At 68.6% G+C, this 20,239-nt stretch carries 14 protein-coding genes; 5 read left to right on the forward strand and 9 right to left on the reverse strand.

Features of this window, described 5'->3' with window-relative positions; all coding sequences use genetic code 11:
• Position 1: 1 nt before the first annotated feature.
• The 3 genes from ACW176_RS04815 to ACW176_RS04825 are packed head-to-tail and all read right to left on the reverse strand — an operon-like array spanning position 2 to position 4,901.
• On the reverse strand, positions 2 to 427 hold the full coding sequence (locus ACW176_RS04815; RefSeq protein ID WP_419319199.1) for a PaaI family thioesterase: 426 nt from the start codon (positions 425 to 427) through the stop codon (positions 2 to 4).
• Positions 424 to 4,011 carry a M1 family aminopeptidase gene (locus ACW176_RS04820; RefSeq protein WP_492111094.1) on the reverse strand — a complete coding sequence of 1,196 codons (3,588 nt, stop codon included), beginning with the start codon at positions 4,009 to 4,011 and terminating at the stop codon, positions 424 to 426. The genes ACW176_RS04815 and ACW176_RS04820 overlap by 4 nt, the downstream gene beginning before the upstream one ends.
• An 11-nt stretch (positions 4,012 to 4,022) precedes the next feature.
• Entirely contained in the window at positions 4,023 to 4,901 is an 879-nt protein-coding gene (locus tag ACW176_RS04825) for an ABC transporter ATP-binding protein (protein WP_492111095.1), read from the reverse strand.
• Positions 4,902 to 5,085: 184 nt separating this feature from the next.
• Here ACW176_RS04825 and ACW176_RS04830 point away from each other — a divergent pair, with 184 nt between their 5' ends.
• The 3 genes from ACW176_RS04830 to ACW176_RS04840 all read left to right on the forward strand — a co-directional run bounded on the left by ACW176_RS04830 (position 5,086) and on the right by ACW176_RS04840 (position 7,149).
• Positions 5,086 to 5,766 (forward strand): fumarylacetoacetate hydrolase family protein, encoded by a 681-nt coding sequence (locus ACW176_RS04830; protein ID WP_492111096.1) that lies wholly within the window; start codon positions 5,086 to 5,088, stop codon positions 5,764 to 5,766.
• A gap of 107 nt (positions 5,767 to 5,873) precedes the next feature.
• Positions 5,874 to 6,530: a maleylacetoacetate isomerase gene (gene maiA / locus ACW176_RS04835; protein WP_419319204.1), complete on the forward strand. Its 657-nt coding sequence runs from the start codon at positions 5,874 to 5,876 to the stop codon at positions 6,528 to 6,530.
• Complete coding sequence (locus tag ACW176_RS04840) at positions 6,523 to 7,149, forward strand: carbonic anhydrase (protein WP_419319205.1); 627 nt, start codon at positions 6,523 to 6,525, stop codon at positions 7,147 to 7,149. Before maiA ends, ACW176_RS04840 begins: the two co-directional genes overlap by 8 nt.
• Before the next feature lie 128 nt (positions 7,150 to 7,277).
• Here the strand turns inward: ACW176_RS04840 and pbpC are convergent, their stop codons facing one another.
• The 4 genes from pbpC to ACW176_RS04860 form a co-directional block, all read right to left on the reverse strand.
• The gene (gene pbpC / locus ACW176_RS04845) at positions 7,278 to 9,353 is read right to left on the reverse strand and encodes a penicillin-binding protein 1C (RefSeq protein ID WP_492111097.1); all 2,076 of its coding nucleotides are present in this window, start codon (positions 9,351 to 9,353) and stop codon (positions 7,278 to 7,280) included.
• Between the two features lie 122 nt (positions 9,354 to 9,475).
• Positions 9,476 to 14,530, reverse strand: coding sequence for an alpha-2-macroglobulin family protein (locus ACW176_RS04850; protein WP_492111098.1), 5,055 nt, complete (start codon positions 14,528 to 14,530; stop codon positions 9,476 to 9,478).
• Positions 14,531 to 14,601: 71 nt separating this feature from the next.
• A complete protein-coding gene (locus ACW176_RS04855; protein ID WP_492111099.1) occupies positions 14,602 to 15,423 on the reverse strand; it encodes a carbonic anhydrase in 822 nt (273 codons plus the stop codon).
• Between the two features lie 82 nt (positions 15,424 to 15,505).
• Complete coding sequence (locus tag ACW176_RS04860; protein ID WP_419319209.1) at positions 15,506 to 15,979, reverse strand: Lrp/AsnC family transcriptional regulator; 474 nt, start codon at positions 15,977 to 15,979, stop codon at positions 15,506 to 15,508.
• 119 nt (positions 15,980 to 16,098) lie between these two features.
• Between ACW176_RS04860 and ald the strand changes: the two genes are divergently transcribed.
• Positions 16,099 to 17,211, forward strand: coding sequence for an alanine dehydrogenase (gene ald, locus ACW176_RS04865; protein WP_492111100.1), 1,113 nt, complete (start codon positions 16,099 to 16,101; stop codon positions 17,209 to 17,211).
• A gap of 148 nt (positions 17,212 to 17,359) precedes the next feature.
• Here ald and ACW176_RS04870 read toward each other — a convergent pair whose 3' ends face one another.
• Positions 17,360 to 18,064: a glycosyltransferase family protein gene (locus tag ACW176_RS04870; protein ID WP_492056137.1), complete on the reverse strand. Its 705-nt coding sequence runs from the start codon at positions 18,062 to 18,064 to the stop codon at positions 17,360 to 17,362.
• A 162-nt stretch (positions 18,065 to 18,226) separates the two neighbouring features.
• Entirely contained in the window at positions 18,227 to 19,102 is an 876-nt protein-coding gene (locus ACW176_RS04875) for a bifunctional regulator KidO (RefSeq protein ID WP_419319212.1), read from the reverse strand.
• Between the two features lie 99 nt (positions 19,103 to 19,201).
• On the opposite strand from ACW176_RS04875, the gene ACW176_RS04880 reads away from it, so the two are divergent.
• Complete coding sequence (locus ACW176_RS04880; protein ID WP_492111101.1) at positions 19,202 to 20,194, forward strand: XdhC family protein; 993 nt, start codon at positions 19,202 to 19,204, stop codon at positions 20,192 to 20,194.
• Positions 20,195 to 20,239: the final 45 nt, after the last annotated feature.

Genomic DNA, 20,239 nt, shown 5'->3' on the forward strand with positions numbered 1-20,239 from the left:
TCTACGGAATCGCGTAGGCGACCGTCGCCTTGGCGGCGGCTCGCTCGCGCGATTCCGTCCACATCAGGACATCGACCGTCGCGATGCGGCGGCCAAGTTTCAGCAGGGTGGCCTCGGCATAGAGGTCACCCGGCTTGCAGCCTCGCAGGAAATGGATCGTCAGCGAGGTCGTGACCGCCAGCGGCACCTCGCCGATATGGGTCAGGATCGCCGCATAGGCGGCGGTGTCGGCCATGGCCATCAGGGTCGGCCCCGAGATCACCCCGCCCGGCCGCAATTGCCGTGACGAGAACGGCTGGCGCATCAGGACCCGCCCCTCGGACGCCTCGATCGCCTCGGGCATCGAGGCCGGATCGCCTTCGGGAAAGGCGCGCTGCAGGAAGGCGTTGAACGCCGCCGCATCCAGCTTCAGTCCGCTCTCGCTCATCCGCCGACCTTGAGGGTGTTGTCGTCGCCATTGCGGTCGATGACCGTGTTGTAGGGATCGACCCCGGCCCATTTGGGGGCCTTGGCGACCGTGAAGGTCAGGGTCTGGACGCCCGAGCGGATCGGGCGGCGCTCATACAGCACGACACTGTCGGCCTTGAAGTCCTTCTTGCCCGGCTCGGCGGTGAACAGGCCGATGTCCATGGTCTCGGCCAGAGGCGCCGACGTCTCCTTGCCCTTGCCGTCGGCGTACATCTTCCTGGCGTCGATGGTCAGGGTCACATCGAAGCGGCCATCGGCGCGTTTCTTCACGTCCGCGGCCGTGGTCTTTATGTCGTAGAGGGTGATCTTCTCGAACAGGTCGGTGATCAGCGCCTGCTTGTCGGCCGGGGCCTCGGCGCGGATCGCGGCCATGAAATCGAGCGTGGTCGGATAGGGCGCGCCCTTGAAGGCGTGGTCGGCGATCAGCTTGCGCAGGGCGCGGTTGACCGCCGCCTCGCCGATCTCGCTCTGCAGCCGGTACATGACCAGCGAGCCCTTGCGGTAATAGATGTAGGGCTGGTTCTCGACCTTGTAGAGCGGCTGCTCCTCCAGAGGATCGCCGCCGCGCGCGCGCAGATAGCTGTCCAGCTCGAACTTCAGGAACTTGCGGATCTGGCTCTCGCCATAGGTCCGCTTCATGACCATCAGGGCCGAATACTGGGCGAAGGTCTCCGACAGCATGGCCCCGCCCTGCTGGTCGGCGCCGATCACCTGGTGGGCCCACCACTGGTGGCCGATCTCGTGGGCCCCGATATAGGTGACCATGTCGATCTTCTCGGGATTTTTGTAGTTGGCGATGAACACCAGACCTTCCGACCACGGCATGGTGCCGGCATAGGCCTGGGCGAACTGGGCGTAGTCGGGGAACTCCAGGAACCGCAGCTGGCGGAACTGATAGGGGCTGAACTCGGCGCCCATATAGTCCAGCGAGACCTTCATCGCCGTCTTCATGCGGTCGATGTTCCAGGCGTGCTGCGGGTCGTAATAGACCGCCAGATCGACGCCCTTGTAGGTCTCGCTGGCGATCTTGTAGCGGGCCGACTGGATCGAGATGAAGTTCTGGATCGGGGCCTCGGTGACGAAGCGCGCCACGCGCCGATCACCCTTGACCAGGTCGGAGACCTTGTAGCCCGGTGCGATCGGCGTCTGGTCGCTGACCGTGGTGATGGTGATGTCGGACGACACCCAGTCGGAGTCCTTGCGCAGACCATTGAACTGCATCGAGCCCACATCGCCCAGCCTGGCCATGCGCCGCTCGGGCGGCAGGCCATATTTGCGGCGCTTGGCGCGATCGACCAGCAGGCCGTCGCGGGCCATGCCCAGGATCGGCGCGATCTCCAGATTGTTGATGAAGGTCCCGTTGGCCACCACACGCGATTCCGCGCCGCTGTTGGGGAAGCCCTTCTGCGAGCGCTCGGTGATGAAGCTCATCTTGCGCCGCTCACCCGGAACCATCGGCGTGTCGAAGGCGAAGATCCGGTAGTTGAACCGGTCATAGGTCTTCTTGGCCCAGGCCCCCTCGATCGACAGGCCCTTGACCTTCAGGTCGCGGTCGAAGCGGACATGGATTTCCTTCAGCGGACCGTTCGTCTTGTTCTCGATGACATAGGCGCCCTTGGTGCTGACGCGCGGTTCATCGGGATAGAGGTCCACGTCCAGCATCATCGACACGATCTTGGGCTGGGGCAGGGTCTCGAACGGCAGCAGGGTCTTTTCGTAATCGGCCTGCCATTGCTCGCCGTCGATCGTGGTCCGATAGGTGTTCCAGACATTGGTGTTGACGAAGATGAAGGTTCCCGTCGCCACGAACACGGTCAGGGCCAGGGCCAGGGTCAGGCCGGCCTTGCCGGTCATGCGGCTCGGCAGACGCGCCAGGCGCGGCCACAGCCGGCCCTCGGTTCCGCGACGCCACAGGCCATAGGACAGAACCAGCAGCACGACCGAAAAGGCCGTCCAGTATAGCCGCAGCCACCAGGCCCCGATCCAGAACTTGCCCTGGCCGTTCATGTCGGAGAAGGGCGTGTCGGTGACCGCGCCGAAATTGTAGAGCTTGTGCTCGAAACCCAGGTTCGAGAGGGTGATGGTGGCGACCATGTAGATCACCATCAGGCCCCAGCCGATGAACTTGTGCGGGCTGATCGCCTGCAGGAACACCGCCAGCACCGCCAGCAGGACCCAGTCCACCGATTGCGGCAGGATGTACCAGAGCAGGTACTTGGACAGCTCCAGATGGGTATAGCCGTGGGCCAGCTGGCTGATGATCGCGGCCAGCACGCTAACCAGCAGGGTCGAGACCAGCACCAGCGAAATGGCCAGGGTCTTGGGGACGACAAAGGCCCAGTCCGGAACCGGGGTGGCGTCGATGATCTCGTGGGTCTTGCGCTCGCGCTCGCGCCAGACCAGTTCGCCCGAATAGTAGATGGCGATGATCATCGGGATGAGACCAAAAGATCCCATCAGTGGCGTCAGCAGCACGCGGGTCAGCGGATAGATCTCGCCGCCATAGCGTCCGGCCTCGGTGGCGAACCACAGCGAGCCCATGGCATTGGCCAGGCCCAGGGCCAGCAGCACGAAATAGGCCGGGCTCTTGAACACCTGGCCCATGTCCAGCCGGGTGCGGACCATCAGCTGGACCCAGGCCGTCTGGCGATCATAGCGCGGAACGACCGGCCCGCTCAGGGTGGCCGGCAGGGCCTCGATCGGCGCCGGCCCCTTGTGGGCCTTGACCTTGCGATCACCCGCCAGCGCGGCCGACTGGATCTGGAACAGCCAGTAGGCGGCCGCCAGGAACCCCGCCGACAGGGTCAGGGCGAAGAGGCGGTTGAACAGCAGCACGCCAGTCAGGGCCGGCGTGACCGAGTTCCGCTCGGTGGCGGTCCAGTACTTTGTGACCAGACCGAAAGCCGCCGTGCCCAGGGGCTCCCAGAGGGCGGCGGTCTTTTCGAACTCCGGGCGATCCAGGGCGATGCCGGCAATGATCCACACCACCATGAAGGCGATGACGCCGACATAGGTCCACATCATCGATCGCGTCACCGTGGCCAGGGCGAAGAAGATCGCCGAGGTCAGCAGGATCGAGGGCAGGGCCAGGGCGAAATAGGAAAACAGATAGGCTTCGACCAGGTTGGGGCCCAGGCGCTCGGGGTCGACCCAGGGCATGAACGAACCGATGAAGATCGCCAGGGGCACGGCCAGGAACGAGATCGCCGCCGCCAGATAGGCCCCGGTGAAGCGGCCGTACAGATAGTCGAACTTGCCGATCCGGGTGGAGCGCAGGATCGGCCCAAAGCCGGTCTCGTCGTCGCGGACCACCACATTGGCCACGAAGGCCGTCGTCACGAACATGTAGAAGATCGACAGGATCAGGTGGGTCTGGGCGATCGCGAACGGGGCGTTCTTGTGGATCTGACCGCCGCCGCCAATGCGGATCTGGTCGATCGTCGCCGCCCCGAAGGTCAGCAGGAAAAACACCGTCGCCACCACCCAGAACACGGGCGACTTCAGCTGGTAGCGGAGCTCGAAGCCCGCGATCTTGCGAAACATCCCGCTGCCTCCTACGCCGCGCGGCGGGTGGTGGACAGGGTCGAGAAATAGACGTCCTCAAGCCCGCCCTCGACGGCGGTGAAACCGTCGCCCGGATCGCTGTCGGCCAGGATGTGGATCACCGTGCGGCCGCCCAGCAGGCGGGTGGAGATCACCTGATACTGGGCCTTGGCCGCTTCCAGCTCGGCCTTGTCGATGGTCTTGCGCCAGACCCGGCCGGCCAGCTGGACCACCAGATCATTGGGCGCGCCCTGCTTGACGATGCGGCCGTCGCAGATGATCGCCATGGCCGGGCACAGGTCGGAGACGTCCTCGACGATGTGGGTCGACAGGATCACCACCACGTTCTCGCCGATCTCGGCCAGCAGGTTGAGGAACCGGTTGCGCTCCTCGGGGTCGAGGCCGGCGGTGGGCTCGTCGACGATGATCAGGCGCGGATCGCCGATCAGGGCCTGGGCGATGCCGAAGCGCTGGCGCATGCCGCCCGAGAACCCGGCCAGGGCCTTCTTGCGCACGCCCCACAGATTGACCTGGCCCAGCAGGCTCTCGACCGTTTCCTTGCGGTCCTTGGCGTTGGCGATGCCCTTGAGCACCGCCATGTGGTCGAGCATGTCGTAGGCCGAGACCCGCGGATAGACGCCGAAATCCTGCGGCAGATAGCCCAGGGTGCGGCGCAGCAGCTCGGGCGTCTTCAACACGTCGATGTCGTCGAAACGGATATGGCCCGAGGTCGGGGCCTGCAGGGTGGCGATGGTGCGCATCAGGGTCGACTTGCCCGCGCCGTTCGGGCCCAGCAGGCCGTACATGCCGCGCGGTATGGTCAGGCTGACCTCGTCCAGGGCGCGAACGCCGTTGCCATAGACGTGAGTCAGGTTCTCGATGATCAGCATTCGCGCGCTCACAGCCCCCGCATGGAAAGACGCCCAGTATTCCCCACACCCGTCATGACTCGACGGCGAGGACGGGGGCAAGTGAAAGAACGTTTAAGCGTCCCCGGTCTCGGGATGATTTCTGATAGGCGATAACCTGGGCAGGGTGCTTTTGAAGCGCGCCGTTTGGGGCTAATCAGGCGCCATGACGACATACGCCTTTCCCCCGTCCGCTGTTCCCGTGGTCCCGGTCGAGGGATCGTCCGAGGTCTTTCCCGTTCGCCGCATCCTGTGCGTGGGTCGCAACTACGCCGCCCACGCCCGCGAAATGGGGGCCGACACGCGCGATCCGCCGTTCTTCTTCGCCAAGCCGGCCGACGCCGTCGTCCCCCTGCCGACCACCGTGCCCTATCCGTCGGCGACGGCGGACCTGCACCACGAGATCGAACTGGTGGCGGCCCTGAAGGCCGGCGGCGAGAACCTCACCCCCGATCAGGCCATCAAGCTGGTGTTCGGCTATGCGGTCGGCGTCGACCTGACGCGCCGCGACCTGCAGAACGCCGCCAAGGCCAAGGGCCATCCGTGGGAAGCCGGCAAGGCCTTCGACGCCAGCGCCCCGATTTCCGCCATCCGCCCGATGAGCGGCCTGCCGCCGGAAGGCGCGATCTTCCTGTCGGTCAATGGCGTGGAAAAGCAGCGCGGCGAGATCGCCGACATGATCTGGAACGTCGCCGAGGTGATCGCCAAGGCCAGCCAGCTGTGGCGGCTGGAAGCCGGCGACCTGATCTTCACCGGCACCCCCGAGGGCGTCGGCGCCATCGTGCGCGGCGACAGGGTGGAGGGTGAGGTCGAGGGCGTCGGCAAACTGTCCTTCACCCTGGCCTAGAGCTCCATCCTGACTGCGTCAGGCCGGAGCTCTAGATCTTCGTTTTAACGCATTTTCTTCACGCGAACCGGTATCCACTTCGCTCGAAAATGCTCTAGGAGCGCGCCATGAAGCTCATCCTGCACAGCGCCTGGCGGGCCAGCGCGCCCTATCGGGTGCGCATCGGCCTGAACCTCAAGGGCCTGGACTATGCCGTCCAGCCCGTGGATCTGGTGTCGAGCCAGCACCAGGGCGAGGCCTATCGCGCCCTCAATGCCCAGGCCCTGGTGCCGACGCTTGAGGTCGCCCTGCCTGGAGAAGAAGGCCGCCGTCTGACCCAGAGCCTGGCGATCCTGGAATGGCTGGACGAGGCGGTTCCGGGCGCGTCGCTGTTGCCGGCCGACCCGTTTGATCGCGCCACGGTGCGGGCCATGGCCGAGATCGTCGCCTGCGACATCCACCCGGTGAACAACCTGCGCATCCTGCGCGCCCTGACCGGCCTGGGCGTCGACCAGGACGGCCGCGACGCCTGGGCGCAGCGCTGGATCACCGACGGCTTTGCGGCGCTGGAGCCGATGGTGGCGCGGCACGGCAAGGGCTATGCGTTCGGCGACACCCCCGGCTTGGCCGACTGCTGCCTGGTCCCACAGGTCTATAACGCCGCCCGTTTCCACGTGGACATGACGCCGTTCCCCGCGATCAAGGCTGCGGTGGCCCGGGCTCTTGAACATCCGGCCATCGCCGCCGCCCACCCCAACCTTCAACCGGATGCCCAGAATGCTTGAAGACTTGAAGGCCAATAACGCCGCCTGGTCGAAGGGCAAGACCCAGGTCGATCCGGAGTTCTTCAAGCGGCTCGAAAACCAGCAGAGCCCGGAATATCTGTGGATCGGCTGCAGCGACAGCCGCGTGCCGGCCAACGAGATCGTGGGCCTGGATCCCGGCGAGCTGTTCGTCCACCGCAATGTCGCCAACCTGGCCCCGCCGCAGGACGCCAACTATCTCAGCGTGCTGCAGTTCGCGGTCGATGTGATCAAGGTCAAGCACGTGATGGTCGTGGGCCACTATGGCTGCGGCGGCGTGGCGGCGGCGATCGACGGCAAGCGGCGCGGCCTGGTCGACCACTGGCTGCACCCGATCCGCGAGGTCCATGCCGAGCACCGCCACGAGCTGGACGCCCTGCCGGGCGAGAAGGAAAAGCTCAACCGCCTGTGCGAGCTGAACGTCATCCGCCAGGTCCGCAACGTGGCCGCCGACGTCTTCGTGCAGGACGCCTGGGCGCGCGGCCAAGCCCTGGCCGTCCATGGCTGGGTCTATTCGCTGGCCAACGGGCTGGTGAACGACCTGAACGTCGGCATTTCCAGCCGGGAAGACTATGAGCGGGTGGCCGGCGGGGTGATCTGAGGCCGCTAAACACTGTCATCCCGGCCAAGCGCGAAGCGCGCCGAGCCGGGACCGCAGGAAGCGCCGCGTTTGCCGTGGTCCCGGATAGCCTCTGCGAGGCTTCCGGGATGACAACGGAAAGGTGAGCTCTACCCCGCCTTGATCCGCACCCGCGCCGACGCCTTGCGCCCCTGTCCGTCCACCACGGACAACCGGTAGAATCCCGGCGCGGCTGGCCGCCAGACCACCCGGCCGCTGACCGGATCGGCCGCCAGCGGCGACCCGCCGACATACCAGGTCAGGTCCTCGCCGCCGGCCGCCAGCACCAGTCCCCGCGACCCTGACCCCAGGGCCTCGACCTGCACCGCCGCGCCGTCCGGCGGGAAGATCAGGCGCGGGCCTTCGGTCTGCGCGCGCAGGGTCTGCAGCGCTTCGGGCGCCAGCTTGGGCGCGATCGGGCGCGGCGCGGCGGCGGGCGCCCCCACCACGTCGGCGACATCGAACAGCAGCGGCAAGGCGGCGTCGCGTCCGGTCAGGCCGCCGCGCGCGCCGCCGTCGGCCCGGCCCGTCCAGACGATGATCGCATAGCCGCCGACCACGCCGGCCGCCACCGCGTCGCGAAAGCCGTAGGAGGTGCCGGTCTTGAAGGCCATGGCCGGCCCGCCCCGGGTCAGGGCCGAGGGCGCGCGGCCGCGCGGCGCAGGGGCCTCTCGAAGGATGTCCAGCACCTGCCCCGCCGCCTCGGGTCGCACCAGTCGGGTTCCGCCGGATGTCTCGCGTAGCTTGGCGTCGGCCTGCGTCCAGGCCAGGGGCTTGGCGAGGCCGCCGTCGCCCAGGGCGGCATACAGCAGGGCCAGGTCGCGCAGGGTGATCCCCTCTCCGCCCAGGGCCAGGGCCAGACCCGCCGCCTTCAGCTCCGACTTCGGCCGGGCCAGATGGGCGCCGGCCGCCTCGATCCGGCCTGCAAAGGCTTCGGGACCCAGCCGCTCCAGCGTCGCCACGGCGGGCACGTTCAGCGAATGGGTCAGGGCCTCGCGCACCGTGACCTTGTCATGGAACACCCGGTCGAAGTTCTCGGGCTGATAGTCGGCGAAGCGGGTGGCGCTGTCGGTCAGCTGGGTGTCGGCGGCCACAAGCCCATCATCCATGGCCATGGCGTAGATAAACGGCTTCAGGGCCGAGCCCGGCGAGCGCAGGGCGCGGGTCATGTCCACCCAGCCCCCGGCCCGCTCGCGCCCGGCCGAGCCAACGGCGGCCCGCACCGCCCGGCCCTTGATTTCCACCACCAGGATCGCGGCGGTGGCGTCGGCGCCTTGCGAGGCCGCAATGGCGGCGGCCATCGGCTCCAGCCGCGCCTGCAGGTCGGCGTCGAGGGTGGTGATCACGCTGGCCTGCGAGGCTGGCGCGGCGCGGGCCAGCTCGCCGGCGGCGTGCCAGGCCAGGGCCGGGAACGGGGAACGGCGCGGCAGGGGTTCGGCCTCGGCCTCGACGGCGGCGGCTTCGGTGAGCACGCCGGCCCGAACCATCTTGTCCAGCACCGCCCGCCGGGCCAGCCGCGCCGCCTCGGGTCGACGGTCGGGCCGCCGGGCTTCGGGGGATTGCGGCAGGGCGATCAGCAGGGCCTGCTGGCCGTCGGTCAGGCTGGAGGGCTCCTGACCGAAATAGGCCAGGCTGGCGGCGCGCACGCCCTCCAGATTGCCGCCATAGGGGGCCAGGGTCAGGTAGAGGGCCAGGGTTTCGCGCTTGGTCAGCCGCGATTCCAGCTGCACGGCGCGGATCATCTCGATCAGCTTGGAGCCGAGGTTGCGCGGCCGCGGCTCCAGCAGGCGGGCGGTCTGCATGGTCAGGGTCGAGGCGCCGGAGGTCGGGCGACCGTGGACCACCGCCGAGCCGAACGCCCGGACCACCGCCAGGGGATCAACGCCCAGATGGCTGTAGAACCGCCCGTCCTCCACCGCGATCAGGCGCTTCTGGAAGGCCCTGTCGGTGCGGTCGAGGTCGGCCCGGATTCGCCAGCGGCCGTCTTCCACCGGCAGAGCCCGCAGCCATGCCCCGCGCCGGTCCAGCGCCACCGGCGAGGACTGCCGGGCGCGGGTCATGTCGGGTGGGAAGACGGCGCTGAGGGTGGCGAGGACGACCTGGACGCCCAGCAGGGCGACGAGGGCCTTGGTCAGACGGGGGACGTATTTGCCTCGCCCTTCCCCCAAAAAACTCAATCTTGTCATCCCGGCCGCAGCGAAGCGGAGAGCCGGGACCCAGGGGCAGCCGCGGTGCGCCGGCCCCTGGGTCCCGGGTCGGCCGACGGCCGCCCGGGATGACAAGCTATGTTACGCCAGTCCATCTTGACTCACTGCCCCGGCGCGATCACCGCCCGGCCGGCATCCGAGCGCGCGGTGATCGCGGGCCGGTACATGTCCTTGGCCACCGCGCCCGGCAGGAAGAACTCGCCCGGCGTCACCGCCCGCGCCACATAGGCCAGGGCGAAGGGCTTGTTGCCCTCCAGGTCCAGGGCCGCGATGAAGCGGTCGTCGCGGCTTTCCTGCACGTCGGCGCCGGTCAGTTCGCCCAGGAACCGGTAGGGCCCGTTCTGAGCGTCATCGGCGCCGAGTGTCGTCTCGATCTCGAAGCCGGCCGGCAGGGCGTCGTCGACCACCAGAGCGGTCGAGCGGGCCTGCATCGAGCGGCCGGAGACCAGCACGATGATCCGGTCGCCCTGACGGATCGTGGCGGGATCCACCGCCGCCCCGGTCATCGACAGCAGGCGCTTGCTGACGAACAGGCCATTGGCTGATGCCCCTGGTGCGGCGGTCGGCGTGCCACGAACACTAACCGTCCGCCACAAGGCGCCCTTGCCGGTGTTGGTGAAGCGGCTGTCAGCCAGCTTGCCCACCGCCCAGCGCGGCGCGCCGCCGGCCGGCGGCAGGGCCATGGCCCCCTTGGCGTCGATCGAGATCGGCCCGGCCGCCTTCAGCAGGGCGAAGGCCGCGTGCAGCACGGCCGCCTGTTCCTGGGTGTTGAGGGCGTCGGGATCCTTGACCACGTTTTCGAGACGGCCCTGCAGCTGGCGGGCGATGTCGCCCTGACCCGACTCGACGGCCAGGGCGGTCAGCCCCGCCACATCGCGCAGCGGGCTCTGGTACCAGTCCTGATTATCGCGATAGCCCAGCGACTTGACCGCCTGGCGCATGGCCGAGCGGGCCCGGGCGTTGTCGCCCATGCGGGCCAGGCCGGCGGCGACATAGGCCTTGGCCATCGGCTGGTCCTCGTCCTTCATCTGCACGTCGTGCCACCAGCGCAGGCGGGCCAGGTCGCCCTTGCCGCCCTTGGCCATCACATAGAGGGCATAGGCCGAGGCCCGGCGGCGCATGCGTTCGGTGGCCTTCTTGGACAGCTCGGGCGTGGCCGCCCACCATTCGGGATATTCCATCCGGTAGGAGACCGAGGCCCAGCCGTCAGGACGGCTGATCTGGCGCATGGCGTTCATGGCCTTGTCGATCGCGGCGTCCGGCACGGCCACACCCTGGGCCCGGGCTTCCAGCAGGAAGTCGGTCGTATAGGCGCCCAGCCAGGCGTCGGCCTCGCCGTCGCCCACCCGCCACAGGCCGAAGGCGCCGTCCAGGGTCTGGCGGTCCAGCAGCTTGCCCACCGCGCCGGCCAGGGCCGCCGGGGTGCGTTTCAGCTTGGGATCGCTGGTCAGGCTCTGGGCGTACAGCAGCGGATAGGCGGTCGAGACCAGCTGCTCGGTGCAGCCATAGGGGTAGCGTTGCAGGGCCACCGCGATGGCCGCCGGGTCGAAGCCCTTGAACGGCGAATAGCTGACCTGCAGCGTCACGTCCCCGGCCGCCAGGCCGCTCATCAGGGCGTAGGAAGGCGTATAGGCCGCGCCCGGTTGCTGCAGTTCCGTGGTGGTGCGCACCACATCGCCCCAGCCCAGGCGGGTCTGGATCGGATAGTCCTTGGCTGTCGCGAAACCGGGACCGGCCACCTTGAAGCCGATCTTGCCGATGCCGGTGACGTCGGGGGCCAGGAAGGGAATCTTCTCGGCGATCCGTTGTCCCAGGATCAGCTGGAACACCTTCTTGAAGGTGACCTTCAGGCCATTGGTCGAGAAGGCCTCGGCGGTATAGGCGCCGGGTTTGCCCTCGACATTGTGCAGTTCCAGCGTGGCCATGGCCTTGTCGCCGGGGGCCAGGAAGCGGGGCAGATTGAGGTCGGCCACCACCGGCTGGCGCACGGTCAGGGGCTTGGAGCCCGAGCCGACGGCGTTGTCGGTCCAGGCCACGGCCATCAGTCGCAGCTCGCCATTGAAGTCGGCGGCCGGCAGCTTGATCACCGCCTTGCCGTCGAGGCCCGTCTCGACCACGCCCGACCACAAGGCGACAGTCTTGATCGGGGTGACCGTAAGGCCCTCGCCCCCGACCTCGTCGGACCCGAAATTGACGTTGGCGGGCGCGCCCAGATTGGGATCGAGCAGACGGCCATAGTCGTCGCGATAGTCGACGCCCAGGGCGCGCTTGCCGAAGTACCATTTCACCGGATCAGGACTGTCCTGACGGGTCAGGCGCAGAATGCCTTCGTCCACCGCCGCGATGGTGACGTGGGCGCGCTGGCCAAGGCCAAGGCCCTTCACCGCCACGGGGATCTCGACCGGGGCCTTGGAGTCGATCTTCACGGGCGTACCCAGATCGACGGTCAGCTTCCGGCTCTTGGGGTCCAGCGGCACATAGACCAGACCGAGCGCGCGGCGCGGCTTGGGCGAGGCGACCGGGTCACGCGGCTGGATGACGCTGACCATCACATAGGCCCCGCCACCCCAGGCGGCCGAGGTCTTCAGGCGCACGGTCGTCCCGTTCTCGCCCACGGTGACGGTCTTCAGGTCGATCAGGCGGTCGGTGGCGACGGCGATCTGGGCTTCACCCGCATAGGGAGGCTTCAGCGTGATCTCGACCGTGTCGCCCTGGACATAGGCCTTGGTCCCGGCGCTGACGCGCACGAAGTCGGGGGCCTCGGCGTCCTTGGCGGGCGAGCCCCAGCCGGCGGCGAAGCGGGTGACGGTGCGGGAGCCATCGGCGCCCTCGACCACGAGGCGATAGTCGCCCCAGCCCAGTCGACGGGTGAAGCGGGCCGGATCGCCGGCGCCGATGTTCACCGTGGCCTTGGCCACCACCGCGTCGCGGCTGGTGCGCCGCCACTGCCAGCGGCCGTCCTGCTGGAACCAGTCATAGTCCCAGTTCTCGCTGATCAGGGTGTAGGTCGCGGTGGCGCCCACCCGTTTGCCGGCGGCGTTGACGGCGATGAGGTTCAGGCTGATCGGCGGGTCGCCCTTGGCGCTGTCGCCCTGGTCGACCTTGACCCCGAAATAGAGCGGCTTGGCGCGGACCTTCAGGTCCAGGCCTTCGCGCACCGGACGGCCGCCCGGCTCGAACACCGAGGTGGTGACGGCGGCGACCAGCGGCTGGGCCGTGTCGCCGGCCACATCGCTGGAGACGGACAGCACCGCGCGGCCTTCGCCGTCGGTGACCGTCGTGCCCAGTTCCAGGAACTTCTCCTCGAACGGCTTGTCGGCGTCGCCCCAGACATAGTCCTTGTAGGCGGGGAAGGGATCGGCGTCGGCGCGCAGCCGCGCCTCGCCCTGGGTCTGCAGGCCGGCACCCGGCGCGCCATACAGGAAGCGGGCCGAGACATCGACCTTGCGGGTCTCGCCCACGCCCAGCGGGATAGACTCCTGGCCCGTGGCCGTGACCGCCAGGCGTTGCGGCGCGAAGTCCTCGACGCTGAAGGTCAGGCTGCCGGAAGCGGCCTCGATGCCCTCGATCTTCAGTTCGGCCACCCAGCGCCCGCGCGGCGCCGAGCGCGGCAGGGCGATATCGGCCAGCACGGCGCCGGCCTTGGCGCCGCTGAACGGATAGCGCTTGAACTCGACCCCCGAGGGGCGCTTGACCACGATCTCGCCCTTGCGGTCGTTTACGGCCTTGGCCAAGCGGTCGCGGACCATGGCGGTCAGGTGGACGGTCTCGCCCGGCCGATAGATGCCGCGGTCGGCATAGAGATAGCCGTCGATGTCGGTGCGGGTCGAACGGCCGGCGGTGGCGCCCTCACGGCCGCCGACGCCCTGCTTGGACAGGTCGACCGGCGAGCGGTCCAGGTCCAGCACCGCCAGGTCGCCCTGCGGTCCATAGGCCATGACCATCTTGGCGCGCTCGGACCCTTCGCCTTCCAGCAAGGGACGCAGGAAGCGCACGCGGCCGTCAGCGTCGCTCTTGGCCTCGGCCAGATCCTCGCCGTCCTTGGCCACCAGGGCCACGCGGACGCCGGCGATCGTCTTGGCGCTCTTCAGCGAGCGCACCACCACGTCGAGGGATTCCGAACCGTCATAGGCGATCATCGCCATGTCGGTGAACACGATCCAGCGCCGGGCCTGGGCGGGCGGGGTGTCGCCCTCCTCGTCCGGATTACGACCGCCCGAGGCGTCGCGCGCCTTGATCATGTAGCCACCGGCCTTCATGTCCTTGAGCACGGCGCCCAGCGGGAAGACGGTGGTGGCTTTCTGGCCGGTCGCGCCGGTGACGGGCACAACGCCCTTCCAGACGCGGCGGCCGTCCTCGCCGACACTGTCGTCGCCATAGTCGCCCGCCCAGTCACCTTCGCCGGTAGGATCGGGCGCGCTGATCGACTTGCGGACCAGGTTGCGGTCGGAAACCCGCCACACCTCGATGGCCAGGGCCTGGACATTGATGGTCTCGATGCCGACGCCGTCGGACTCCTCGCGCGGCAGGATCACGCCGTCGCCGGCGAAACCGACATAGGGCGGCTTCTCGCCAAAGGTGAAATCGACATCGACATTGGCGGCCAGGGTCTCGCCATCCTTGGCGGGCAGGCCCTTGAGCAGGGTGACGCGATGGTCGGTAAAGCCCACCCCGTCGACGCACAGTTCGTCGCCCTTGACCTGCAAGGCCACCGTACGGCCCACCTCGTCCGTGACCATCACATAGTCGGAATAGGGCTTTGACGGATCCAGGTCCTTGGTCATCCGCACGCAGGCCATCGGGTCCTGGCCGGAACTGTCGATGCGGCTCTGCCAGACGGCGAAGCCCGCGGGCTTGGGGATGCCGCGACGCGGGGCGCCCGCCGAGCGGGGCTTGCCGAACAGCGACCAGGCCTCGCCCTTGACCGGGGCCGAGGCGACGGCGCTCTTGTTTCCGCCGAACCAGCCCAGATCGCCGGCCTTGCCGGTCAGCAGGCCGCCGCCGAAGCCGATGACGAGCGCGCCGGTCGCGATGGCCGCGATGCGCACGCGCGCGTCAGCGGACCAGCGCGCCTTCAGGCGCTCGATCAGCGTGGGCTGGGAAACGGGCGTCGGATCGCTGGAACCGCTCGCGGGCGGCGTCTCGTCCATCGACATTCCACAATCCCCCGGTTCACCACGTTCGAAAATCGATGTGACGTGAAGCGGGGGGGCGGGTCAACGGGGCCTTAGCCCATGAATTCGACCTGACCGGTCTGCAGGCTGTAGACGGCGGAGACCACCTTCAGGCGGCCCGCCGCAATACGGCTGCTGAAGGCCTCGTCGGCGGTCTTCAGACGTTCGGCGATGTTCTTGGCGTTCTGGCGGATCGAGGCGTCCTGCAGGTCGGCCGGACGGCTCTCTCCGGCCTCGATCACGGCCGGCAGGATGGGCAGGGCCATGTCGAACAGGGCGCCGTGCAGGTGGGCGTGCTTGGTGGCGACATCCACCGCCGCCCCGACCGCGCCGCACTTGGTGTGGCCCAGAACCACGATCAGCGGCGCGCCCAGATGCTCGACCGCGTAGAGGATCGAGCCCAGGCCTTCGCGGCTGACGGTCGAACCGGCCGTGCGGACCACGAACAGCTCACCCAGGGTGCAGTCAAAGACCAGTTCCGGCGGCACGCGGCTGTCGGAACAGCCCACGACGATCGCGAAAGGTTTCTGGCCGTTCGACAGCTCGTTGATCCGCGCCCAGCTGGGCAGGGCCATGCTGGCGCCGCCGCGGGCGAAGATCGCGTTGCCGTGCTTAAGGCGGCCCAGGGCTTCGTTGGGATCGATCAGGACTTCGGGCGCATGGGTCTCGGCCGGCTTGGGATATTCGGCGACGGTCGAGCGTACCGGCGCGGCTGCGGCTCCATGAGAATTTTGCGGAGCGGCGGCAGGCTTGGGCCGGGGCGCGGCCTTGCGCGGCGCCGGCGCGTGGTGATCGTCACCCTCGGCCAGGGCGGCCAGCGGCGTTCCGGCCAGTCCCGACGCCAGGGCGCCCAGCAGAAGTCTTCTCGAAACCATCTCGTCCCCCGACGCGGATTTTCCTGTCGACGCCTAGCACTAGAACGACAAGGTTAACCGACCGTAGGTATTGGCCCCGGCCTCACAGCGGCAATTCGGCGCGCTTGACCACAGTGCGCAGGGCGATGCTGGAACTGACCCTGACGACGCCGGGAATCCGCGTCAGCTCCTGGGCATGAACCCGCTCCAGGTCGTCGACATCGCGCACCACCAGCCGCAACAGATAGTCCGAGCCGCCGGTCATCAGATAGCACTCGGCCACCTCGCGGACGCCGGCTATGGCTTTCTCGAAGGCGCTCAGGGTGGCCTCGGCCTGGGACGACAGGGTCACGGTGACGAAGACGCTGAGCGGCAGGCCCACGGCGCGTTCGTCGATCACGGCCGCATAGCGCCCGATCACCCCGGCTTCTTCCAGGGCGCGCACCCGGCGCAGGCAGGCCGACTCCGACAGGTTCACGGCCTCGGCCATCTCCACATAGCTGGCCCGCCCCCGTCGCTGCAGCAGAGTCAGGAGCTTCCGGTCAAAGCTGTCGAGTTCAACGGCGGGTTTCTTCATGCCTTACCCATTTGACGCAGGATTCCTGCATACCACAGTTCTCGTCGCACGAAATCCCCAAGAAACCTGCAGGCCAAGAGGCGTAAATTGGCGTCAAAATCCTTCAGGAGGAAATCATCATGCGCGTTGGCGTCCCTTCAGAGATCAAACCCGGCGAACACCGCGTCGGCCTGACCCCCACGGCCGTCCGGGAATATGTCGGCCACGGCCACAGCGTTCTGGTCCAGTCCGGGGCCGGTCTCGGCGCCGGCTATGCCGATGATGCCTATCTGAAAGCCGGCGCGACCCTCGCCGCCGACGCCGCGGCGGTGTTTTCCGGCGCCGACATGATCATCAAGGTCAAGGAACCCCAGAAGATCGAGTGGGAGAAGCTGGAACCCCGCCACATCCTGTTCACCTATCTGCACCTGGCCCCCGATCCGGCCCAGACCGAAGGCCTTCTGAACAGCGGCTGCGCGGCCATCGCCTATGAGACCGTCACCGACGCGCGCGGCGGCCTGCCGCTGCTGGCCCCGATGTCGGAAGTGGCCGGCCGGATCGCCGTGTTCTCGGCCGCCGAGACCCTGCTCAAGCACAATGGCGGCATGGGCCTGCTGCTCTGCGGCGTGCCCGGCGTGCCCCCGGCCCGAGTGGCCGTGCTGGGCGGCGGCGTGGTCGGCTCCAACGCCGCGCGCATGGCCGCCGGCCTGGGCGCCGAGGTCGTGGTGCTGGAACGCTCGATCCCGCGCATGCGCGAACTGGACGACCTGTATCAGGGCCGCATCCTGACCCGCTATTCGACCTTCGCGGCCGTGGAAGAAGAGATCCTCAAGGCCGACGTGATCATCGGCGCCGTGCTGACCGCCGGCGCCGCCGCCCCCAAGCTGGTGCGTCGCGAGCATCTCAAGCAGATGAAGCCGGGTTCGGTGCTGGTGGACGTCTCCATCGACCAGGGCGGCTGTTTCGAGACCAGCAAGCCGACCACCCACGCCGAGCCGACCTACACCGTCGACGGCGTCGTCCACTACTGCGTGGCCAACATGCCCGGCGCCGCGCCGCGCACCTCCTCGGAAGCCCTGGGCAACGCCACCCTGCCGTTCGGCCTGGCCCTGGCCGACCACGGCCTGGATGCCCTGAAGACCAACCTCCACCTGGCGCGCGGTCTCAATGTTCTGAAGGGCGAGCTGACCCACCCGGCCGTGGCCCAGGCGCTGGGCAAGCCGTCGGTCGATCCCTACGGGGCGTGGAAATAACATAAATACACACCGCTCTCCCCGGCGAAAGCCGGGGCCCAGATCGTAGCGCTGTGAGGCGCATGCAAAGACGCCCGCGATCCCCTGAGGAACGCGGGCGTTCTTGCATCTGGATCCCGGCCTTCGCCGGGAAGAGCGGATTTTAAGGCTAGGCCGCGAACCGCGCCAGGTCCTGATGGCTTTCCACCAGATCCAGCACGTCGGTCATGCCAAAGCCGGGATCGACCGGATGCAGGGCATTGTAGATCGATCGGGCGAAGGCCAGGTCGGCGGCCGTCTTGACCCGCCAGTCCAGGTGCGACCAGTCGCGGCGGGCCTTCAGGTGGGCCTGGCTGAAACGGGCCGGATTGTCGCGGATGGCGGCGGTCGGCGACACGCGGGCCGTCGGATCGCGCGCCTCGGCGGCCGCGACGCGCAGGGCGTTGGCGGTGATCACCTCGACCTCCAGACCGGCCGGATAGGTGCGCTGAACGTGGTTGGAGGTGTAGGCGGCGCCGCTGGCCAGGGCCAGGCGGACAGCTTCGTCCACAATGCCGGGATCGACGAACGGCGCGTCGCCCTTGACCCGCACCACATGGCTGACCGAGCTGATGGCTTCGGCGCAGCGGGCGATACGGTCAAGGATGTCGGCCCCGGCCCCGCGATGGACGGTATAGCCGCGCGAGACCACGAAGCCGGCCAGGGCGTCGTCGGAGGGGTCGGTGCTGGTGGCGACGATGATCTTGGTCGGACAGCGGGCGCTGCGCAGGCGCTCCAGCTGGCGGATGATCATCGGCTCGCCCTGGAGCGTGGCCATCGCCTTGCCCGGAAGGCGGCGGGACCCCATGCGGGCCTGCAGGACGGTAAGGATCACGACGCTCTCCCCTGAAAGCAGTTGTTCCGCATAGCCTAGCCGGGAATGATAAAAGTCGAGTGAATCAAAGACTTACGCGCCATAAACCATGTTCCAGCGCCGCTGGTGCGACCGCTGGATCTGGGCAGGCTTCGTACTGTCGGGTTTGATTCGGGGAGTCGCCTAAGCGACCCAACGCCGCGGGTCGAGGGCGACCGGATCGTCGATGGCCATGTCGTCCCAGTCCAGATCCGGCGGCGGGCTGGAGGCGGCGGCGACCACGGCCGAGAGCTCGGCGGCGGAGGTGACGCCCACCAGGACGGCGCTGGCTTCGGGACGCGACAAGGCGAAACCCAGAGCGGCCTGCAGCGGATCGGAACGGCCCTCGGCGATCATCCGGCGCACGCGCGACAGGCGGCCCGAGGCGCCCTTCAGCTGGGCCGGCACGCGATCAGGCGGCAGGAACAGCAGGCCATTGAGGAAGATCGAGCGCAGCTGCACCTCGACGCCCATCCCGGCGATGCGGGCCAGGGAGCCGTCGGCCAGCAGGCGCTGGTCGAGCAAGGAGGCCGGAGCTTGCAGAATGTCGGGCTTGAAGCGGCGGGCCACGCCCACCGGATCGTCGCTGGCATGGGCCGAGACGCCGACCTTCTGGAACAGGCCTTCGTCGCGCAGGCGGGCCAGGCGATCCCACAGGGCCGCGCCGTGCGGGCCGAACAGGTCCGAAGGCGTCTGGACGATGATGGCGTCGGCGCGTTCCAGGCCCAGGCGGCGCAGGCTGCTGCGAGCCTCGGCCTCGACGAAGTCGGGACCCCGGTCCGCGCGGGCGGTCGACAGGGTGACGCGGAAATTGACCGGACGGGGAATGAGGTCGCCCAGGATGGATTCGGCGCGGCCATAGACGCCCGAAACGTCCAGCACCGACAGCTGCGAACGGTCGGCGATGCTGAGGATGTCGCGCGCTTCGGCTTCAGGCGAGCGGCCGCGCGGCGACGACGTCATGCCGTCGAGCCCGAACTGGGCGGCCGCGAGACCAAGTTTTGAGACCGAAATGGGCATGACCATCCGTAAGGAACGACACCTGTGTTCGCTGACCCTACGCGCCAAGGTTTGAAGAAGGCGTTTCTGGAACCTTGCCGAGGGGTTAAAGTCAGGGGGATGAACAGCTTTCAAACGGCCGCCGACTGGCCCCTTCACGGCATGGCCGATGACGCCCGACCCGCCCTGCGGGCGGCGCTTTTGGCCGGTCCGGCGGCCCTGGCCACCATCGTCGCCCTGGGTGGCGGCGGCCCGCGTCCGGTCGGGACGCAGATGGTGTTCGGAAAAAATATTGTTTCCGGCTTTCTGTCGGGCGGCTGCATCGAGGCCGATGTCGAGGGTCACGCCCTGGCCTGCCTCGAGGACGGCGCGCCGCGTCGGCTGATCTATGGCGAGGGTAGTCCGTGGCCCGACATCCGCCTGCTGTGCGGCGCCCGGATCGAGATCCTGGTCGAGCGCATCGCGCCGGGCGACCCGGCGGCGGCCACCCTGCTGCGACTGGCCGACGCTCGCCTCCCGGCCTTCTGGGCCAGCGACGGGCAGCGGCGCCAGTGCCTGGAAGAGCCGATGGCCCCCTGGCCCGGCGCCTTCGAGCGCGCCTATGACCCGGTCCCGAGGCTCGTGGTGGTCGGCGGCGACCCGACGGCCCTCGCCGTGGCCAGCCTGGGCGCGCAGTCCGGCTTCGAGACCTTCCTGATCCGGCCCAAGGGCCCCGCCGCGCCGCCGCCCCTGGCCGGCGTGACCTACAGCCGGGATGCGGCCAACGACGCCCTGGCCGACCTCGGCCTCGACGCCTGGACCTTCGTCGCCATCTGCGGCCACGACCTGGACATCGACCACGCCGCCCTGCTGACCGCCCTGCCGTCGCCCGCGCCCTATGTCGGCCTGCTGGGCGCGCGGCGTCGGCTGGGCGAGCGGGTTGAGCGCCTGAAGGCGGCGGGCCTGACTGATCGCGATCTCGCCAAGCTGCGCGCGCCGATCGGTCTGGACCTCGGCGGCAAGGCCCCGTTCGAGGTGGCCGTGGCGGTGATCGGCGAGATCATGGCCGCGCGGCACGGGCAACCGGCGCTGGAGCGGCGGGTGGTGGAGGGGCCATCCGCGCCGCGTCCGTGATCGGCCGGTGGCCTTCGCGGCGGGGAGCGGAGCTTCCGGGCGGCT

This window comes from Caulobacter sp. FV1ye13L (genome assembly GCF_058681155.1).